The sequence below is a fragment of the Curtobacterium sp. MMLR14_006 genome (genome assembly GCF_001864985.1).
GTDB lineage: Bacteria > Actinomycetota > Actinomycetes > Actinomycetales > Microbacteriaceae > Curtobacterium.
The window spans coordinates 1-15,584 of record NZ_MJGU01000005.1 but is presented as its reverse complement, the minus strand read 5'-3'; the positions used below and the strand labels follow the sequence as shown (position 1 = coordinate 15,584).

At 73.8% G+C, this 15,584-nt stretch carries 12 protein-coding genes; 4 read left to right on the top strand and 8 right to left on the bottom strand.

Annotated elements, in window-relative coordinates; translation table 11 throughout:
* Window positions 1-56: 56 nt before the first annotated feature.
* Both BIU94_RS02100 and BIU94_RS02095 read right to left on the bottom strand, forming a co-directional pair.
* Window positions 57-1,751, bottom strand: a complete 1,695-nt coding sequence (locus tag BIU94_RS02100; RefSeq protein ID WP_071253749.1) for an SIS domain-containing protein — start codon at window positions 1,749-1,751, stop codon at window positions 57-59.
* A 429-nt stretch (window positions 1,752-2,180) separates the two neighbouring features.
* Entirely contained in the window at window positions 2,181-4,874 is a 2,694-nt protein-coding gene (locus tag BIU94_RS02095; RefSeq protein WP_071253747.1) for a LuxR family transcriptional regulator, read from the bottom strand.
* A 451-nt stretch (window positions 4,875-5,325) separates the two neighbouring features.
* Here BIU94_RS02095 and BIU94_RS02090 point away from each other — a divergent pair, with 451 nt between their 5' ends.
* Window positions 5,326-6,807 carry an MFS transporter gene (locus BIU94_RS02090; RefSeq protein WP_071253745.1) on the top strand — a complete coding sequence of 494 codons (1,482 nt, stop codon included), beginning with the start codon at window positions 5,326-5,328 and terminating at the stop codon, window positions 6,805-6,807.
* Window positions 6,808-6,903: 96 nt separating this feature from the next.
* Here BIU94_RS02090 and BIU94_RS02085 read toward each other — a convergent pair whose 3' ends face one another.
* From BIU94_RS02085 to aroA, 4 genes are all read right to left on the bottom strand, one after another.
* A complete protein-coding gene (locus BIU94_RS02085; RefSeq protein WP_083404529.1) occupies window positions 6,904-7,686 on the bottom strand; it encodes an inositol monophosphatase family protein in 783 nt (260 codons plus the stop codon).
* A 26-nt stretch (window positions 7,687-7,712) separates the two neighbouring features.
* Window positions 7,713-8,888: a hypothetical protein gene (locus tag BIU94_RS02080; protein ID WP_139196247.1), complete on the bottom strand. Its 1,176-nt coding sequence runs from the start codon at window positions 8,886-8,888 to the stop codon at window positions 7,713-7,715.
* Between the two features lie 428 nt (window positions 8,889-9,316).
* Window positions 9,317-10,363: a ribosome small subunit-dependent GTPase A gene (gene rsgA / locus BIU94_RS02075; RefSeq protein WP_071253903.1), complete on the bottom strand. Its 1,047-nt coding sequence runs from the start codon at window positions 10,361-10,363 to the stop codon at window positions 9,317-9,319.
* Complete coding sequence (gene aroA, locus BIU94_RS02070) at window positions 10,360-11,736, bottom strand: 3-phosphoshikimate 1-carboxyvinyltransferase (RefSeq protein ID WP_071253741.1); 1,377 nt, start codon at window positions 11,734-11,736, stop codon at window positions 10,360-10,362. The genes rsgA and aroA overlap by 4 nt, the downstream gene beginning before the upstream one ends.
* Window positions 11,737-11,862: 126 nt before the next feature.
* On the opposite strand from aroA, the gene BIU94_RS02065 reads away from it, so the two are divergent.
* Window positions 11,863-12,627, top strand: a complete 765-nt coding sequence (locus BIU94_RS02065) for a sigma-70 family RNA polymerase sigma factor (protein ID WP_139196245.1) — start codon at window positions 11,863-11,865, stop codon at window positions 12,625-12,627.
* A complete protein-coding gene (locus tag BIU94_RS02060; protein ID WP_071253739.1) occupies window positions 12,624-12,866 on the top strand; it encodes a zf-HC2 domain-containing protein in 243 nt (80 codons plus the stop codon). The genes BIU94_RS02065 and BIU94_RS02060 overlap by 4 nt, the downstream gene beginning before the upstream one ends.
* Window positions 12,867-12,891: 25 nt before the next feature.
* Here the strand turns inward: BIU94_RS02060 and BIU94_RS02055 are convergent, their stop codons facing one another.
* Entirely contained in the window at window positions 12,892-14,331 is a 1,440-nt protein-coding gene (locus BIU94_RS02055; RefSeq protein ID WP_071253738.1) for a LamG-like jellyroll fold domain-containing protein, read from the bottom strand.
* Window positions 14,332-14,388: 57 nt separating this feature from the next.
* On the bottom strand, window positions 14,389-14,970 hold the full coding sequence (locus BIU94_RS02050; protein ID WP_071253736.1) for a hypothetical protein: 582 nt from the start codon (window positions 14,968-14,970) through the stop codon (window positions 14,389-14,391).
* Between the two features lie 116 nt (window positions 14,971-15,086).
* Between BIU94_RS02050 and BIU94_RS02045 the strand changes: the two genes are divergently transcribed.
* Window positions 15,087-15,527 carry a GNAT family N-acetyltransferase gene (locus BIU94_RS02045; protein WP_071253734.1) on the top strand — a complete coding sequence of 147 codons (441 nt, stop codon included), beginning with the start codon at window positions 15,087-15,089 and terminating at the stop codon, window positions 15,525-15,527.
* Window positions 15,528-15,584 lie beyond the last annotated feature (57 nt).

The following is a 15,584-nucleotide window of genomic DNA, read 5'->3' as shown; positions in this document are numbered from 1 at the left end:
GCGCCGACCTGACCGGTCGCCCGGGGCTCGACCGCTGGCGACGGAAGCGGCTGCGGCTACTCCGCGCTGACCGCGGCGGTCGAGCGGAGCTGCTTGTCGACGGCGCAGCCGAGTCGCAGGGCCAGGCCCCTGGCGAGCATCTGCAGGGGCACGACGGCCTCCACCGGTCCCCACGCCGCGGCGCCGATGCCCCGGGGGCCGAGGGCGGGCACGTCCGAACCCGCCCCGCCGATGGTCACCACGAAGCCCCCGCGCGCACGGACCGCGGCCACCGCGGCCAGGGTGTCGGGCTCGCCCTGGTCGATGACGACCACCGGGGTGCCCTCGTCGACCAGGGCGAGCGCCCCGTGCTGGAGTTCGCCGACGGGGTGGGCCTCGGCCCACCGGGAGCTCAGCTCGGTGAGCTTGAGCGCGCCCTCGGCGGCGTACGGCAGTGCCGCGCCGCGCGCGGTGACGAGGAACCCGCCCGCCCGCGCCACGCTCGCGACGAGCAGCGGCATCCGATCGGCGGACACCTGTTCCGCGTGGACGAGCCGGGCGGGCAGGTCGGCGAGCTCGTCGACCAGGAGCCGGGCACGTGACGGCTCGATGCGGCCGGAGGTGACCATCGCCGCGACCATCGCCGCGATGCCGACCACGACCTGCGCGGTGAACGTCTTCGTCGGTGCGACCCCGACCTCGGCTCCGGCGCGGGTGTCGAGCACGGCGTCCGCCCGGCGTGCCAGGGACGAGTCGAGGGTGCTCGTCAGGGCGAGCACCGGGTACCGGTCGTCGAGGACGTCGAGGGCGCGGAGCACGCCCGCGGTCTCCCCGGAGCGGCTCACCGCGAGGACGAGCGTGCTCGGCCCGAGCACGGCCTGGTCGGCCTCGCTGGCGACGACGACGTCCGTGGGGACGCCGCCGATGCCGCGCACCGCCGCGGCGATCGCCTCGCCGGCGTGCAGGGAGCTGCCGCACGCGACGACGGCCAGGCGGTGGAAGCCGGGCAGACCGAGCCGCACCCACGCGCTGCCGTCGGCGGTGTGCGGTGCGACACGCCGCAGGATCGACGCCACGACGGCGGGCTGCTCCGCGATCTCCTTCGCCATGTGGTCCGGGTGGTCGCCACGGCCGGGCGTCGTCGCCGCGAAGGGTGTGGGGGTCGGGAACGGTACCGGGACGGCGACCCCGCCGGACGACCAGTCCCAGGCGTCGCCCAGCTCGACGACGTCGCCGTCACGGAGCGCCACGAACGTCTCGCACCACGGGGCGATCGCCGTGACGTCGCTCGCCACGAAGTCGCCGAGCAGCGACCGCGCCGCCACGAGCGGGGAACCGTGGGCGGCGACGACCATCCGACCGTCCCGCGCGTCGAGCACGGCGACCGCCCACGACCCCTCGAGCTGTGCGGTCGCGACCTGCACGGCGAGCATCAGGTCGGGGTCCACCGCGAGTGCCCGCCCCACCAGGTGCGCGACGACCTCGCCGTCGTCCGCGGTCCGGAACCGGTGCCCCTGGGCGGTGAGCGTCCGCCGCAGCCGCCCGGCGTTCGTGACCACGCCGTCGTGCGCCACGCTGATCCGGTCCGAGCAGCCGCCGTGCGGGTGCGCCGAACCGACCCCGGCGACCGAGCGGGTCGTCCCCGCGCCGCCACGGACGGTCCGGACGGCGGTGTCGGCGGAGACGCGGGCGGGGTGCCCGAGCCGGGCGAGCCCGTCGAGCAGGTACGGGGTGGCGTCGTCGGCGACGCGGACCGCGATGATGCCGCACATCGGCTGTCCCTTCGGTGGGGAGCGTGGGGTGGTGGACCAGGAGCGGGACGGCACCGACCGCCGTCGGGTCTGCCGCGGGTCCGGGACCGCCCGTCCGGCGGTACCCGTCCACGGATCAGGCGTGGGACGGGCCGGGGTCGTCGGGTCGAGCGGTTCGGGTACCGGACTCGGGTACGCGGTCGGGCCCCACGAGGGGCACGGCGGTCGGTGCAGGAGCAGCATCGCCGCGCGCCGCGACGGCGGCAACGGCCGCGCGTGGCTCTTGCGGTTCACCGCGCCCGGCGTGCGACGGGCCGCGGGCCCGTGCGGGGTCCCGCAACGCGGCCGGTGCCGCGGGACGGGCGGGGGCCGTGGAGACGGGGCGTGACGGACGGGAGGCCCGNNACCGGGCCTCCCGTCCGTCCGTCGATCGCCCGGGGCGACCCGTGGTCACCCCAGCAGCGCGACCAGGTGCGACCGCGAGCGCGCGCCGACCTTGCGGTAGATCTGCGTGAGCCGCAGCTCCACCGTCCGCTGCGACATGAACAGCGACGACGCGATCTCGCGGTTGCGGTAGCCCTCGGTGACCTTCTGCACGACGGCGCGCTCCTCGGCGGTGAGCGACGTCAGCACGGCCGACGCGTCCGGAGCGCTCCGCGGCGTGCCCGGGGACGACGGCGCGGACGCGAAGCCGGACCGCAGCGACGACACCGGACCGGACTGGGGGAGCACCATCGGTGAGGGCGTCACGAGCGGACGACGCAACCCGGCGGCCTCGTACGCCGCCGCCGCTGCCGCGCCGAGCCGCGGACGCTCGGCGGGGCTGCCGACCGCGGCGAGCGCCGCGAACGTCCGGGCACGCTCGAACTGCGAGTCGTGCGGCTGGAACAGCTCGAGCGCGCGCCGCCTGGCGGTCTCCCGCGTGGCGTCGTCGGCGACGAGCGCCAGGCTCCGTGCGAGCACCAGGGCGCCCCACCGGCCCGGGCGGGCGTGGTGGTCCGCCGCGAGTCGCGCGGTGACCGCCCGGGCGTCGTCGAGGCGTCCGAGCCGCGCGTAGGCCTCGACGAGGTCCCCGAGGTGGCGCAGCAGCGCCGGGTTCCGCAGCGGACGTCCGATGGCGTCGGCCGCCTCGAGGGCGGTCACCGCCTCGTCGAGCCGGCCGTCGAGCAGCAGGATCCGCCCGCGGAGCGCGTGCAGCTTCGCCGTCGCACCCCACAGCCGGCTCGTGGTGCGGTGTCCGAGGCAGCGCGCCAGGACGTCGAGGGCGTCGGACGACCGGCCCTCGGCGAAGTGCCGCCACGCGATCGCGATCGCCCGCGACGGCTCGCGCAGTCGCTCGACCACCGGCGACCCGGCTTCCCACACGTCGATCGCGCGGAGTGCCTGGCGGAAGTTCCCGGAGCGGACCTCGTTCTCGGCCGACAGGGACCGCGCGGCCTCGGTCCAGACCGGGGCCACCTCCTGCCCGCGCGACAGCACGAGCGCGAACACCCGTCGGGCGCTGCGGTACCGCTCGCCGATGCTCAGCGCGTGGGCGAGCAGCAGCAGGGCCGGTTCGGACATGGCCAGCAGCTCGGACGTCGCGAGCCCGTCGTGCAGCTCGACGTCCGGCGGCAGGACCCCGTCCACCGCGGCGATGAACTCGCGCACGGAGGTGGCGACCTCGAGCGTGTGCGCCGACGCCGCCGGGGCGAGCGCGTCGGCCCGGGCCAGCAGGTCCTTCGCCTGGTCGAGCTCCCACGCCTCGGCGCGGAAGGAGGCGACCATCGCCAGCAGCCCGGCGACCCCGCCCACCTCGTCGCGGTCACCGCCGCTCACCGGGAACAGGAGCTCGTCGGCGTGCACGGCGTCGCCGCTGAGGTACTGCACGGAGTACTGCAGACGGAGCCGTCGGGTCTCGTGCGCCGTCGTGCGGAACGGCCGGATCGCCGCGAGGTACCGCGCGGCGGAGCCGAGCAGCCGGTTGCCGAGCAGGACCTCGGCGACGCCGAGCAGTGCCACCTGTTCGTCCTCGACGCCGTCGCCGACGTGCAGGGCGCGCTCGGTGAGGGTGACGGCGGCGTGCAGGTTGCCGTCGACCACGTACGAGCGTGCGGCACGGAGCAGGGCGACGACGTCGGGGACGCCGTCGACGAAGCTCCGGTGCCACGCGGCGGCGCGCGGGTCCACGTCGGTGCTCGCCGCGGCGAGCTCGGTGTGCGCGGCCCGGCGGTCGCGCGCCGGCATGCGCCAGTACAGCGCGGACCGCACGAGCGGGTTCCGCACCGTGACGCTCTGGCCACGGACCGTCACGAGTCCGGCGCCGACCAGGTCGTCGAGCTCGTCGCGGTCCCACGCCGAGGTCTTCGCGACCGGCACGAGGGACAGCTTCGCGAGGACGTCCAGGTCACGTCCGTCGACCGCCCCGAGCGCACGGGCCGCGACGGCGAGCGTCGTCGCGGTGGGGCGCAGCGGCAGCACGACGGGCTCGACGCCCGTGAGCTGGTCGTGGGTGAGCGCCGCGAGCTGTTCGCGGAGCGCACCGGGGTTGCCGCCGGTCTCGTCGGCGAGGACGGCGAGCACGCCGTCGTTCGCGTCGGTGGGGGCCATCGTCCGGGCGAGGGCGAGGGCCTCGTCTGCGGGGAGCGGTTCGACACGGAGCACCGGCAGGGCCGCGAGCGGACCGTCCGACGGCACCGAGCGGACCGTGGCCACGACCCGCAGGGCGGTGCCCGCGAGCCGGCCGGCCAGGAACGCGATGAGCTCCTGGCTCTCGGCGTCCATGCGGTCGAGGTCGTCGATGAGCACGAGCGTCGGGGGCAGGGTGAGGGCGTGCACGGCGTCGAGGAAGTGGTGCGCCGCCGCCAGGCCGGGGGCAGGGGCTGCCGGCACACCGTCCACCTGCAGCAGGTGGGCGATGTGTGCGGTGGCGCGGGGGTCGTCGAGTGCCGTGAACAGGGAGGTCACCCCGGCCAGCGGCCAGCGGGACTCACTCCCGTTGACGCCGACCCGGACGACCGGGAGGGAGACGCGGTTCGCGACCGCGTCGAGGACGCTGCTGCGCCCGGAACCAGGATCGCCGACCACGACCATCGCGGACTCCCGGGGGAGTACGGCGAGGGTCGCGATCCGGTCGACCTCGAGACGTCGACCGGTGAGTGCCATGACTCACCGGCCTCCGGGTCCGGAGGCGGAGACGACGCGGGGGCTGCCCGGCGACGCGGCGATCGGGGAGATCGCGGAGACGGTGCGCGGGCGGGAACTGTCGTGGATCGGATGCGGTCGTCGAGTGAGGGTGCACTCGGTTCCGCGTGAGAACGATGATGTCATCGTCTGTATCACCCCTCGGGTTAGGGTCTTCCGGACGAATCGACGGGTCCGGGTCGGCCGCGGATCTAGGGAATCCCCGGGCTTCGTCGAACACGCCGTCAGGATGCACGATAACCCAGGTCCCGCCCGTCCGAGTCATCCGCCAGGACACCCGTCCCCCTGGCGTGCCCCCAGTCCGGGGGGTCCCGGGAGCGGCGCGACGGGGGTGCCCGGCCGGGCGTGTCGCGATGTGGGGTACAGACCTGTCCGGTCCCCGTCCCGACCACCGGGGTGTACCACGGACGTGATGTCAACCGCTGACCAGACCGACGCCCGCCTCGACGACCGGACGAAGTGGCGCGCCTTCGCCGTCTGCGTCGCCGTCGCCGCCCTGACGATCCTCGACCTGTCCAAGGTCAACGTCGGCCTGCCGTCGATCGAGCAGTCCCTCGGGGCGTCGAGTTCGTCGCTGCAGCTCATCGTCGCGGGGTACGCGCTCGCCTTCGGGCTCGCCCTCGTGCCGGCCGGTCGGCTCGGTGACCTGAAGAGCCGGCGCCTGCTCTTCATCGTCGGACTCGTCGCGTTCACCGGATCGAGCCTGCTGTGCGCGATCGCCCCGACGATCCAGGTGCTCATCGTCACGCGCATCCTGCAGGGCTTCGCGGCGGGCACCCAGATGCCCCAGGTGATCGGCCTGGTGCAGCAGCTCTTCCGGGGCCCCGAGCGCGGTCGGGCGTTCGGGCTGTTCGGGGCGATGATCGGCATCTCCACCGCCCTCGGCCCGACCATCGGCGGCGGCCTCATCGCCATCGGCGGCGAGGCGTCCGGCTGGCGGCTGCTCTTCTGGATGAACGTGCCGCTCGGCATCGCCGCCCTCGTCTTCGCGATCCGGCTGCTGCCGAAGGGCGCGCAGGGGCAGGCACGCGACCGCGAGCTCGACATCGTCGGCATCCTGCTGCTCGGCGCGGCGATCATCACGCTCATGCTGCCGTTCGTGCTCACCAGCGGCGCGGGCGACTCGGGCGGGCGCTGGTTCTGGCTCGTCGGCTTCGCGGTGTTCCTCGGCCTGTTCCTGCTCTGGGAGCGTCGCTACCGGCAGCGGGGGAAGTCGCCGGTGGTCCACTTCGAGCTGTTCCGTCTGTCCTCGTACCGCAACGGGCTGTCGATCGTCGCGGTGTACTTCGCGGCGATCCCGGCGTCGTTCCTCATGGTGACGCTCTTCCTGCAGGAGGGGCTCGGACTCTCGCCGCTGTTCGCCGGCATGGTGAGCATCCCCTTCGCCGCGACGAGCGCCGTCGGCTCGTACGTCGGCGGCCGCATCGTCGACCGGGTCGGCCGGGCGCTCGTCGTGTTCGGGTTGTCGGTGGTCGTCGTCGGCTTCGTGCTGCTCATGCTCGCGGCGACGCTCACCCCGCCGTCGGTCACGCCCTGGGCGATGGCCGGGGCCTTCCTGGTCGGCGGCCTCGGCGGCGGCTTCGTCGTGTCACCGAACCAGACCCTGACCCTCGCCGAGATCCCGGTCGAGCAGTCCGGGGTCGCCGGGTCGATGCAACAGCTCGGGCAGCGCGTCGGCACCGCCGTCGGCACCGCGGTCGCGACGAGCGTGTTCTACGGCATCGTCCGCGGTGCCGCGTCCGGCTCCGGCGGACGGCTCGACGCGTACCACGACGCGTTCCGCAGCGGGACGACCTTCACGGTGTCCCTGATGGGGCTCGCCCTCGTGCTCGCGGTGGGGGACCTGGTGGTCCGGCGGCGTGCGGCTCGGCGCTCGGAGACCGCGGCCGCCTGACGGCGCTGCGCCGTCCGGCGGTCGGACCGCCCACGGTGTGCGGTGGGCGTGCGCTGTGGGTCGTCGGGCGCGGGGTGTGCGTCGTCCGCTCGTCGGTCAGCGGCGGATGAGCTCGACGACCGCGTCGTGCACCAGGCCGTTCGTCGCGAGCGCACTGCCGTGCCACGGCCCGGGGTCGCCGTCGAGCGACGTGAAGCGGCCGCCGGCCTCCTCGACGATGGGCACGAGCGCGGCCATGTCCCACGGCTTGAGGTCGGGCTCGCCCGCGATGTCGAGCACGCCCTCGGCGACGAGCATGTACGACCACATGTCCCCGTACGCCCGGGTGCGCCACACCCGACGGGACAGCGCGACCAGGGTGTCGAGGCGGTCGTCGTCGTCCCACTGCTGGATGCTGTTGTAGCTCAGGCTGGCGTCGGCCAGGTCGGCGACGCCGGACACCCGCAGCACGCCGTCGAACGAGTGCGCGCCGAGTCCCTCGGCGGCCCACCAGCGCTTGCCGAGCGCCGGGGCGCTCACGACGCCGAGGACCGGGCGGCCGTCGACCGCGAGCGCGATGAGCGTCGCCCACACCGGCACCCCGCGCAGGTAGTTCGCGGTGCCGTCGATCGGGTCGACCACCCACTGGCGGTGTCCCTCGCTGGTGGCCTCGGCCCCGGTGTCGGCGGTGGTCTCCTCGCCGAGGAACGCGTCGTCCGGACGCTCGGCCGCGATGCGCTCGCGGAGCGCCCGCTCGACCGCCTGGTCGGCGTCCGTGACGTGGGTGCTGTCGGCCTTCCTCGACACGTGCAGGTCCGCCGCGCGGAACCGCTCGAGGGCGATGCCGTCGGCGGTGTCGGCGAGGGAACGGGCGAAGTCCAGGTCGGCGCGGAGGTCCACGGGTCGAGCGTAGCGGGCGCGACCGCTCAGGCGGCGACGACCTCTTCCTCCTCGAGCCGGCTGACCTCGCGTTCCCGGGCGATCCGGGCCCGGCGCGCCACGAGGCCGTGCACGAGGACGCAGAGCAGGACGGCCGCGGCGAACCACAGCCCGAGCACGAGTCCGCTCCGGCCGAGCGACGCCCCCGGGAAGTACTGCAGGTCCTGCGCCGCGCGGAGCCACGCGGCGCCGCTCCAGAAGGTGTTGAGGGCCGCGAAGAACCCGGGCTGGAATGCCGGCTGGAAGATCCCGGCAGACGACGTGAAGTTGAGCATCACGAACAGCATCGTCAGCACCGGCGTGGTCCACCGACCGAGCAGCGGGTGCAGGCCCACCCCGAGCGCGACGATGACCGCGTCGTAGAGCCAGGCGAACAGGAACACCTGCCACTGGTGCGTCGTGAGCACCCCGTAGACCGGTCCCGCGACGACGACACCGATGCCCGCGACGACGCCCGAGGTGGCGAGGCCGACGACCACGGTCCAGAGCGGACGCAGCCGCGTGGCGAAGGCAGCCACCGCGATCGCCGAGGCGTAGCCGCCGACGCTCAGGGCGACGAGCAGGAAGAACAGGCCCTGGCCGGTGGTGTCCTGGTCTCCGGTCGGCACGACGTCGACGACGCGGAACGGCACGTGCTGCTCGAACGCGATCGGCAGGAAGACCCTCTGGGCGGCGCTCGCGGTCGTCTCCGACGCGGCGGTCGAGACGTACAGCGTGGCCGCGGTCGTCGTCGGGGCGTACACCGCCGCGAGTTCGCGGTCCCGCACGAGCCGCTCCGCCTCGCCGGTGCTCCCGACGACGTGGGCGACGAGGGCGCCGTCGGACCCGTCGGTCACGGTCTGCGCGAACACCTGCGTCGCTGCACCTTGCCCGACGACGCCGACGGGGAGCTCGTGCGGGGTCGGGGCGTGGAACGCGCCGAGGTAGGCCAGCCCCATGCCGGCCGCCAGGAACAGCGGCACGAGGATGTGCGAACCGAACGTTTGCAGCATCCGCCCGAGGCCCGCGGGGCGCAGCACGTCGTTCGGGCGCTGCGGCCTCGGGGCGCGCGAGGACTTGTGGGTGGGGGTGTGGTGCGTGTGCGACGTCGTCGTCGGACCGGTGGAGGACGGGGCGTCGACAGCGGGGGTCGGCGCAAAGTTGTACTTTGCAACTTCAGACACGAGGGCCAACTGTACACCGCGGGGTCCGGGGTCCGGCCCCGTGCGGTGAGATCGCACTTGCGCCCGGTACCGCTCGTGCTCAGCGGGCCGAAGTGCGATCTCAGTGCCGGTGCCGGTGCCGGTGCCGGTGCCGATGGTCGACCGGGGTTGGGACCCGGGGCGGGAGCACCCGCACCCGCCCGGTGAGATCGCACTCACGCCCGGTACCGCACGCACGTGACGGGTCGAAGTGCGATCTCGGCGCCGTCGTCCATCGTCGACGACCGCGTTCGCGGCTGGCGGCCAGCGCCCGAGGTCGCACGACCCGCCGCAGGTCGAGCCCCGAGGTCGCACGGAGTGCCGGCTGCCGGCGCCGAGGGGCGCCCATTTCGCGACCTCGCGACCACGCGCCTCGACGACCTCGCCCCCGGCGACCCCGCCCCGGCGCCCTACTCCGACCCGGGGTCGGCGGCGCCCATGCCGGTCAGCAGTGCGCGGAACGAGTCGAGCCGCTCGACGCCGGTCGGGCCGAGCTCGCCGTCCTGCACCCGGTCGACGATCTCCCAGTCGTGGGCCTGCGCCAACGGGATGCCGTCGCGTGCGGGCAGCACCGGGACGGCGTGCGACGCGAACGCGCGGAATACGTTGGCGGGGTCGACGTGGCCGAGGCCGAACGACCGCACGCCCGGGGTGTCGATGATCCAGCCGCCGTCGCGCACCTGCAGGGCGATCGACGACGACGAGGTGTGCCGGCCGCGACCGGTGACGGCGTTCACGACGCCGGTCGCCCGCGTCGACCCGGTGATCGCGTTGACGAGGGTCGACTTGCCCACGCCGGAGTGCCCGACGGTGACGGTGACCTTGTCGTCGAGGACCTCGTGCAGCGCCTCGAACGGCACGTCGTCGGAGCGGCTCGTCACGATGCGCAGGGAGAGGCACGCGAAGTGCGCCAGGAACGCGGTCGGGTCGGCGAGGTCGGTCTTCGTGATGCAGAGGACCGGGTCGAGTCCGGCGTCGAACGCCGCGACGAGGTACCGGTCGATGAGCCGGGTGCGCGGCTCGGGGTCGGCGGCGGCCACCACGATGAGCATCTGGTCGGCGTTCGCCACGATGACGCGCTCGACCTCGTCCGAGTCGTCGGCGCTCCGGCGCAGCAGGGTCGTGCGCTCCGCGACCTTCACGATCCGCGCCAGCGAGCCGGGGTCGCCGGAGACGTCGCCGACCAGTGAGACGCGGTCGCCGGTGACGACGGACTTCTTGCCGAGCTCGCGGGCCTTCGTGGCGGTGATGACGCGGTCGTCGACCAGGACGCCGAACCGCCCGCGGTCGACGTTCGTCACCCACCCGACGGGGGCGTCGTCGTACGTCGGCCGGGTCTTCGTGCGGGGCCGGTTGCCCTTCGGGTTCGGGCGCACCCGGACGCTCGACTCGTCGTACTGCCCGTACGGCTCGTCCGCGTCGGAGTCGTCGCCGTCGACGTCGTCCCACCAGCTCACGGTCGGTCCCCGTCCGCCGCGGGAGCCGACGACGCCACCAACGCCGCCCACAGCTCCGGGAACTGGGGCAGCGTCTTCGCGGTCGACCCGATGTCGTCGACGGCGACGCCGTCGACGACGAGGCCCACGATCGCCCCGGCGGTCGCCATCCGGTGGTCGTCGTACGCGCCCCAGTCGCTGCCGTGGAGCGGCGCCGGCTCGATCCGCAGGCCGTCGTCGAGTTCGTGCACCGTGCCTCCAGACCGGTTGACGTCCGCCGCGAGCGCGGCGAGACGGTCCGTCTCGTGCCCACGCAGGTGGCCGATCCCGGTGACCACGCTCGGTCCGTCCGCCAGCGCGGCCAGCGCGACGAGCGCCGGGGCGAGTTCGCCGCCGCGGCTCAGGTCGAGTTCGAGCCCCGGCAAGGAGGCCCCACCACGGATCCCGACGCCGCCGTCGACGACCAGGTCGTCACCGTCACGACCCACGCTCGCCCCCCACAGGGGCAGGAGCGTCTCGAGGTCGGCACCGACCTGCGTCGTCTCGGTGGGCCAGGTGCGGATGCGGACCGTGCCGCCCGCGACGAGCGCGGCGGCCGCGAACGGCGCGGCGTTCGACAGGTCGGGTTCGATCGTGACGTCGCGGGCGGCGATCGGCCCGGGGTGCACGACCCACTCGCCGACCGACGGCTCGTCGACGGTGACGCCGCGGGCACGCAGCGCGGCGACGGTCATCTCGATGTGCGGCAGGCTGGGCAGCCGTTCGCCGACGTGGGTGAGGTGCAGGCCCTCGTCGAAGCGCGGCGCCGAGAGCAGCAGGCCGGACACGAACTGCGAGGACGCCGACGCGTCGATCTCGAGCGCCCCGCCGCGGACCGAGCCGGTGCCGGTCAGGGTGAACGGCATCGCCCCGTCGCCGTCGTCCGTGACGGCGACGCCGAGGTCGGCGAGCGCCCGGATGATCGCGTGCATCGGACGCTTGCGGGCGTACGGGTCGCCGTCGACCGTGACGGGGCCGACCGCCAGGGCGGCGAGCGGCGGGACGAACCGCATCACGGTGCCGGCGAGGCCGCAGTCCAGGCGGACGTCGCCGTGCATCGGGGCCGGCGTGATCCGCAGGTCGGGCCCGTAGGGGTTCGGGGCCGCGCCGTCGACGGGGTCGACCTCGTCGATGCCGACGCCGAGCTGCCGGAGCGCGGCGATCATGAGGGCCGAGTCGCGGGAGTGCAGGGGGAGTCGGATGACCGACGGGCCGTCGGCGAGGGCGGCGAGCACGAGCTCCCGGTTCGTCAGCGACTTCGACCCGGGCAGCGACACGTCGCCGCGCAGGGGCCCGCGGGCGAGCGGGGCGATCCAGGGCCGTGCCCCGTGCTGGGAATGCGTCGTGTCTGCCATCGGTTCACCAGGGTACTGAACGCACCGGGAGGATCAGTGGCGACAGCAACACTCGCGCGAGCGCGCACCGGCACGGCCACCGTGCTGACCGCCGTGCCGACGACGCTCGGCCTAGACTTGGCCGCGATGACGACCGACGAACCGCAGGCAGCACCGCACCACCTGGTCGAGGAGACCGAGGTGCAGCTCGACGCCGTGGCCGAGGAACAGGCGGCGGCTGAGCCGGTCGACGCGAAGACCGTGTCCGAGTCGGAGCTCCGATCCCTGTTCGAGGACCAGGCCCTGCCCTTCATGGACCAGCTCTACGGTGCGGCGATGCGGATGACCCGCAACCCGGCCGACGCGTCCGACCTGGTGCAGGAGACCTTCGTCAAGGCGTTCGCCGCGTTCCGCCAGTTCAAGCAGGGCACGAACCTGAAGGCCTGGCTCTACCGGATCCTGACGAACACGTTCATCAACACGTACCGCAAGAACCAGCGGAACCCGTACCAGGGCACCATCGACGAGCTCGAGGACTGGCAGCTCGGTGGCGCCGAGAGCGTCACCCAGTCGATCTCCGCACGGTCCGCCGAGGCCGACGCGATCGACCACCTGCCGTCGTCCGCCGTGAAGGACGCCCTGCAGTCCATCCCGGAGGACTTCCGGATGGCCGTCTACTTCGCCGATGTCGAGGGGTTCTCCTACCAGGAGATCGCCGACATCATGAAGACCCCCGTGGGGACGGTCATGAGCCGCCTCCACCGTGGTCGCCGGCTCCTGCGGGGGCTCCTGGCGGACCACGCCCGTGAGACCGGCATCGTCCCGGACGCAGCGTCGACGGCGACGATGCGCGGACGAGGCCGCAAGACCGCCGCGGCCCAGGGTCGCGTCGAAGGGAAGGAAGCACGATGAGCGGGTGCGACTGCTCGAAGGCGAAGGCCGAGCTCGAGGAGTTCCTGCACGGCGAGCTCTGCCGCGAGGACGCGGCGGACATCCGTGAGCACATGGACGGCTGCGAGGACTGCACGACCGAGCACCGCGTCGGCGTGGTGCTCATCGAGACCGTCCGTCGCGCCTGCAAGGAGACCGCTCCGGAGCAGCTGCGCGGCGAGGTCCTCGCGCGCATCCGCCAGGAGCAGGCGACGCACTAGCGGCGGCTGGTCGGCGCCGCCGGGTTCAGCGCCCGGCGGCGAACCGCGCGGCGACTTCGTCGGCGGTGAACGCGTGGTCGTGCACCCTGGCGGTGTCGACGTCGCCGTTGTACGCGAAGCCGGCACCCGCCGGCCAGCCGGACAGCGTCTGCCGCCCGACACGCCAGTGCCCGCTGTACTGACGGAGCGTGACAGCATCCGCTCTCGTGCCCTGTTGCACCCCGTCCAGCCAGAGGGTCATCGAACGGGGCTGGAACGCCCCGACGGCGTGGTGCCATTCGCCGTCGGTCACCACGGAGCTCGACAGCAGGGTGAACTTGAACTGCGAGCCCGACTCCTCGACGCCGAAGCGCAGGCGGCCGGCGCCGTCGACGTAGAGGTGGCGGTCGCGGTGGGTCGAGGCGGCAGAACGGTCGGACCCGAACCCGAACACCCTGCCACCGCCCGTGTCGGTCGTGCGGAACCACACCTCGATGGTGAACGCGTTCGGAGCGTCGACGGCGGTGTCGGTGACGGCCCATCCCTCCAGGCCGTCCTGCGTCCGGAAGGACGCGTACGGGTTGGCGACGCAGTCACCGTCCACCCGGGAACCGGCTGACGAGGAGAACGCCCCGTCGGCGCCCGACCCGCTCGAGTCGGTCACAAGCGGACCGTTCTTCTCGGCGAAGTCCCACGCCAGGACGGCGTTGCCCTCCGGGCGGTGGAAGCACGGGAACGTCTCGGTGCCGAGCGCCGAGGCCGTCGCCGTCGTGCCGCTGAAACCCGCGCCCGCGACGAGTGTCGACACGGCCGTGATCGCGGCGAGGGCGGCGACCGTCGCGACGACGGGAGGCGCGCCGCCGGTCGCGGAGCCTGGCCGACGTGCCGAGCCCGGTTCTCCGGTGATGGGCGAACGGAGGTCTCGGCGCGGGGCCCCGCAGCGTCGACACGGCAGGCCGTCAGCGACGTCGCGATCGAGTCGTGTGGCGGCGAGGAGGAGTGCTGCCACCGCTGTGGTGAGCAGCAGCGGCACGGGTGCGCCGGTCCGGAGCCAGACCCCCGGCAGTCCGACCCACGGGAACCGCAGCACCCCGATGCCGAGCACAGCGTCGGGGGCGACCGGCGTGCGGTCGGCAGCGGGGTTCGCGTCGCCGCGGAGTCGGAGGTCGCCGTCCTGCTCGACCCGCTCGAGGCGGTGGAGTCGGAGGCGGTCGTCGTGGTCGGGGTCGTCGACCAGCAGGACCCTCCCGGGCTCGACGGCGTCCGCGTCGGCGGGCATCGCCGCGACGACGTCCCCGGTGCGGATCCCGGGCGCCATCGAGTCCGAGACCACCGTCGTGACGTGCCAGCCGAGGGCCGCCGGCAGCGACGCCCAGACCGCGAGCAGGAGCACGGACCAGAGCACGGTGCGTGCGGCGACCGCGAGGAGCAGCCGGGGCAGGTCGCCGACGCACCGGACGGGTCGTCGGGTGACGGTGGTCGGCATGGGCTGCTCCTCGTGGTCGTCGGTCGGTCGGGTGTCGGGCTGAGGGACGCGGGAGCGTCAGTCGGTCTGGGCTTCCCAGACGAACGTCGTGCCGGCCTCGGAGGACTGCACGGTGTTCGGGGCGTCCTCCGACAGGTCGTAGCTGAACCGGTAGGTCGTGCTCGTCGTGCCGGTGGCGGGCTTCCACGAGTCGAGCCCGGTGCCGAACGCGTCGTGCGCCATGAGCTCGGCGAGCGTGCCGTCGTGGACGGTCGTCGACGCCGTGAAGGTGCTGCAGTCGCCGGCGGTCCCGAGCGCACCGCGCTCGACCTGCATGCCGAGGTACTGGGCGAGGGCGTCGTCGTCGGCCTGCTCGTCGGCGTACAGCTTGACGGTCGACGCGTTCGTGGTCGCGGCGGTGACGGTGATGCAGTTCGTGCCGGACGAGCCGGGCACCAGGTCGTCGACGTCGAACATCGCCACGCCCTGGTCGTCGTCCGTGAGGGAGACGGCACCGGTCCGCCAGGCGTTGCCGGCGTTGTCGGTGCTGCTCGAGAAGGCGGCGTACGAGGCGGTGGCGATGACCGCGCCACTCGCGACGACGGCGAGGGGAACGGCGATCCAGGCTGCGGTGCGGCCGTGGCGGGAGGTGATGTGCATGGCTGTCCTGTCGGTCGGAACCACCCCGAGCGGGTGATATGCGAACAGCATATATGAATATCAGTTGATCGGGAAGGTGTCGCAACAGGACGGTCGGCCCCGGTAGGGTCGCCGACATGACCCTCACCGTCGAGTCGATCACCACGTGGTCCGACACGGACGTCGCCGACGTCGCCGCCCTCGTCCGTCTGCTCGGCCACGAGGTCGACGAGTCGTCCATGCGGGCTCGCCTCGAGCGGCTCACGCCCGAGGCCGGGCACCACACCTGGGTGGTCCGGGACGGCGACGGACGGCCCGTCGCCGTCGCCGGTGCGCAGGTCACCTGGGCCTACGCGAGCGACGAGCCGACGGCGCAGCTGCTCCTGCTGGTGGTCGACGAGTCGGCCAGGAGGACCGGCACCGGTTCCGCGCTCCTCGGCACCTTCGAGACGTGGGCGCTCGAGCAGGGCGCGCGTCGCTTGAGCGCCGTGAGTGCGGCCGCGACCGACAGCGCGCACCGGTTCTACCAGAAGCGCGGCTACCACGACGCCGGGGTGCGGTACACGAAGCTCCGCTGAGCCGTGCGCGACGCGCTCCGCAGTGACCACAGCGCCCCGCAACGACCACTGCGCCCC

Bases quoted from the DNA above. Each gene is read 5' to 3' on its own strand.
- BIU94_RS02050 (WP_071253736.1), bottom strand. From the start codon at position 14,970: ATGCACATCACCTCCCGCCACGGCCGCACCGCAGCCTGGATCGCCGTT.
- BIU94_RS02065 (WP_139196245.1), top strand. From the start codon at position 11,863: ATGACGACCGACGAACCGCAGGCAGCACCGCACCACCTGGTCGAGGAG.
- BIU94_RS02100 (WP_071253749.1), bottom strand. From the start codon at position 1,751: ATGTGCGGCATCATCGCGGTCCGCGTCGCCGACGACGCCACCCCGTAC.
- aroA (WP_071253741.1), bottom strand. From the start codon at position 11,736: ATGGCAGACACGACGCATTCCCAGCACGGGGCACGGCCCTGGATCGCC.
- BIU94_RS02090 (WP_071253745.1), top strand. From the start codon at position 5,326: ATGTCAACCGCTGACCAGACCGACGCCCGCCTCGACGACCGGACGAAG.
- BIU94_RS02095 (WP_071253747.1), bottom strand. From the start codon at position 4,874: ATGGCACTCACCGGTCGACGTCTCGAGGTCGACCGGATCGCGACCCTC.
- BIU94_RS02045 (WP_071253734.1), top strand. From the start codon at position 15,087: ATGACCCTCACCGTCGAGTCGATCACCACGTGGTCCGACACGGACGTC.
- BIU94_RS02055 (WP_071253738.1), bottom strand. From the start codon at position 14,331: ATGCCGACCACCGTCACCCGACGACCCGTCCGGTGCGTCGGCGACCTG.
- BIU94_RS02060 (WP_071253739.1), top strand. From the start codon at position 12,624: ATGAGCGGGTGCGACTGCTCGAAGGCGAAGGCCGAGCTCGAGGAGTTC.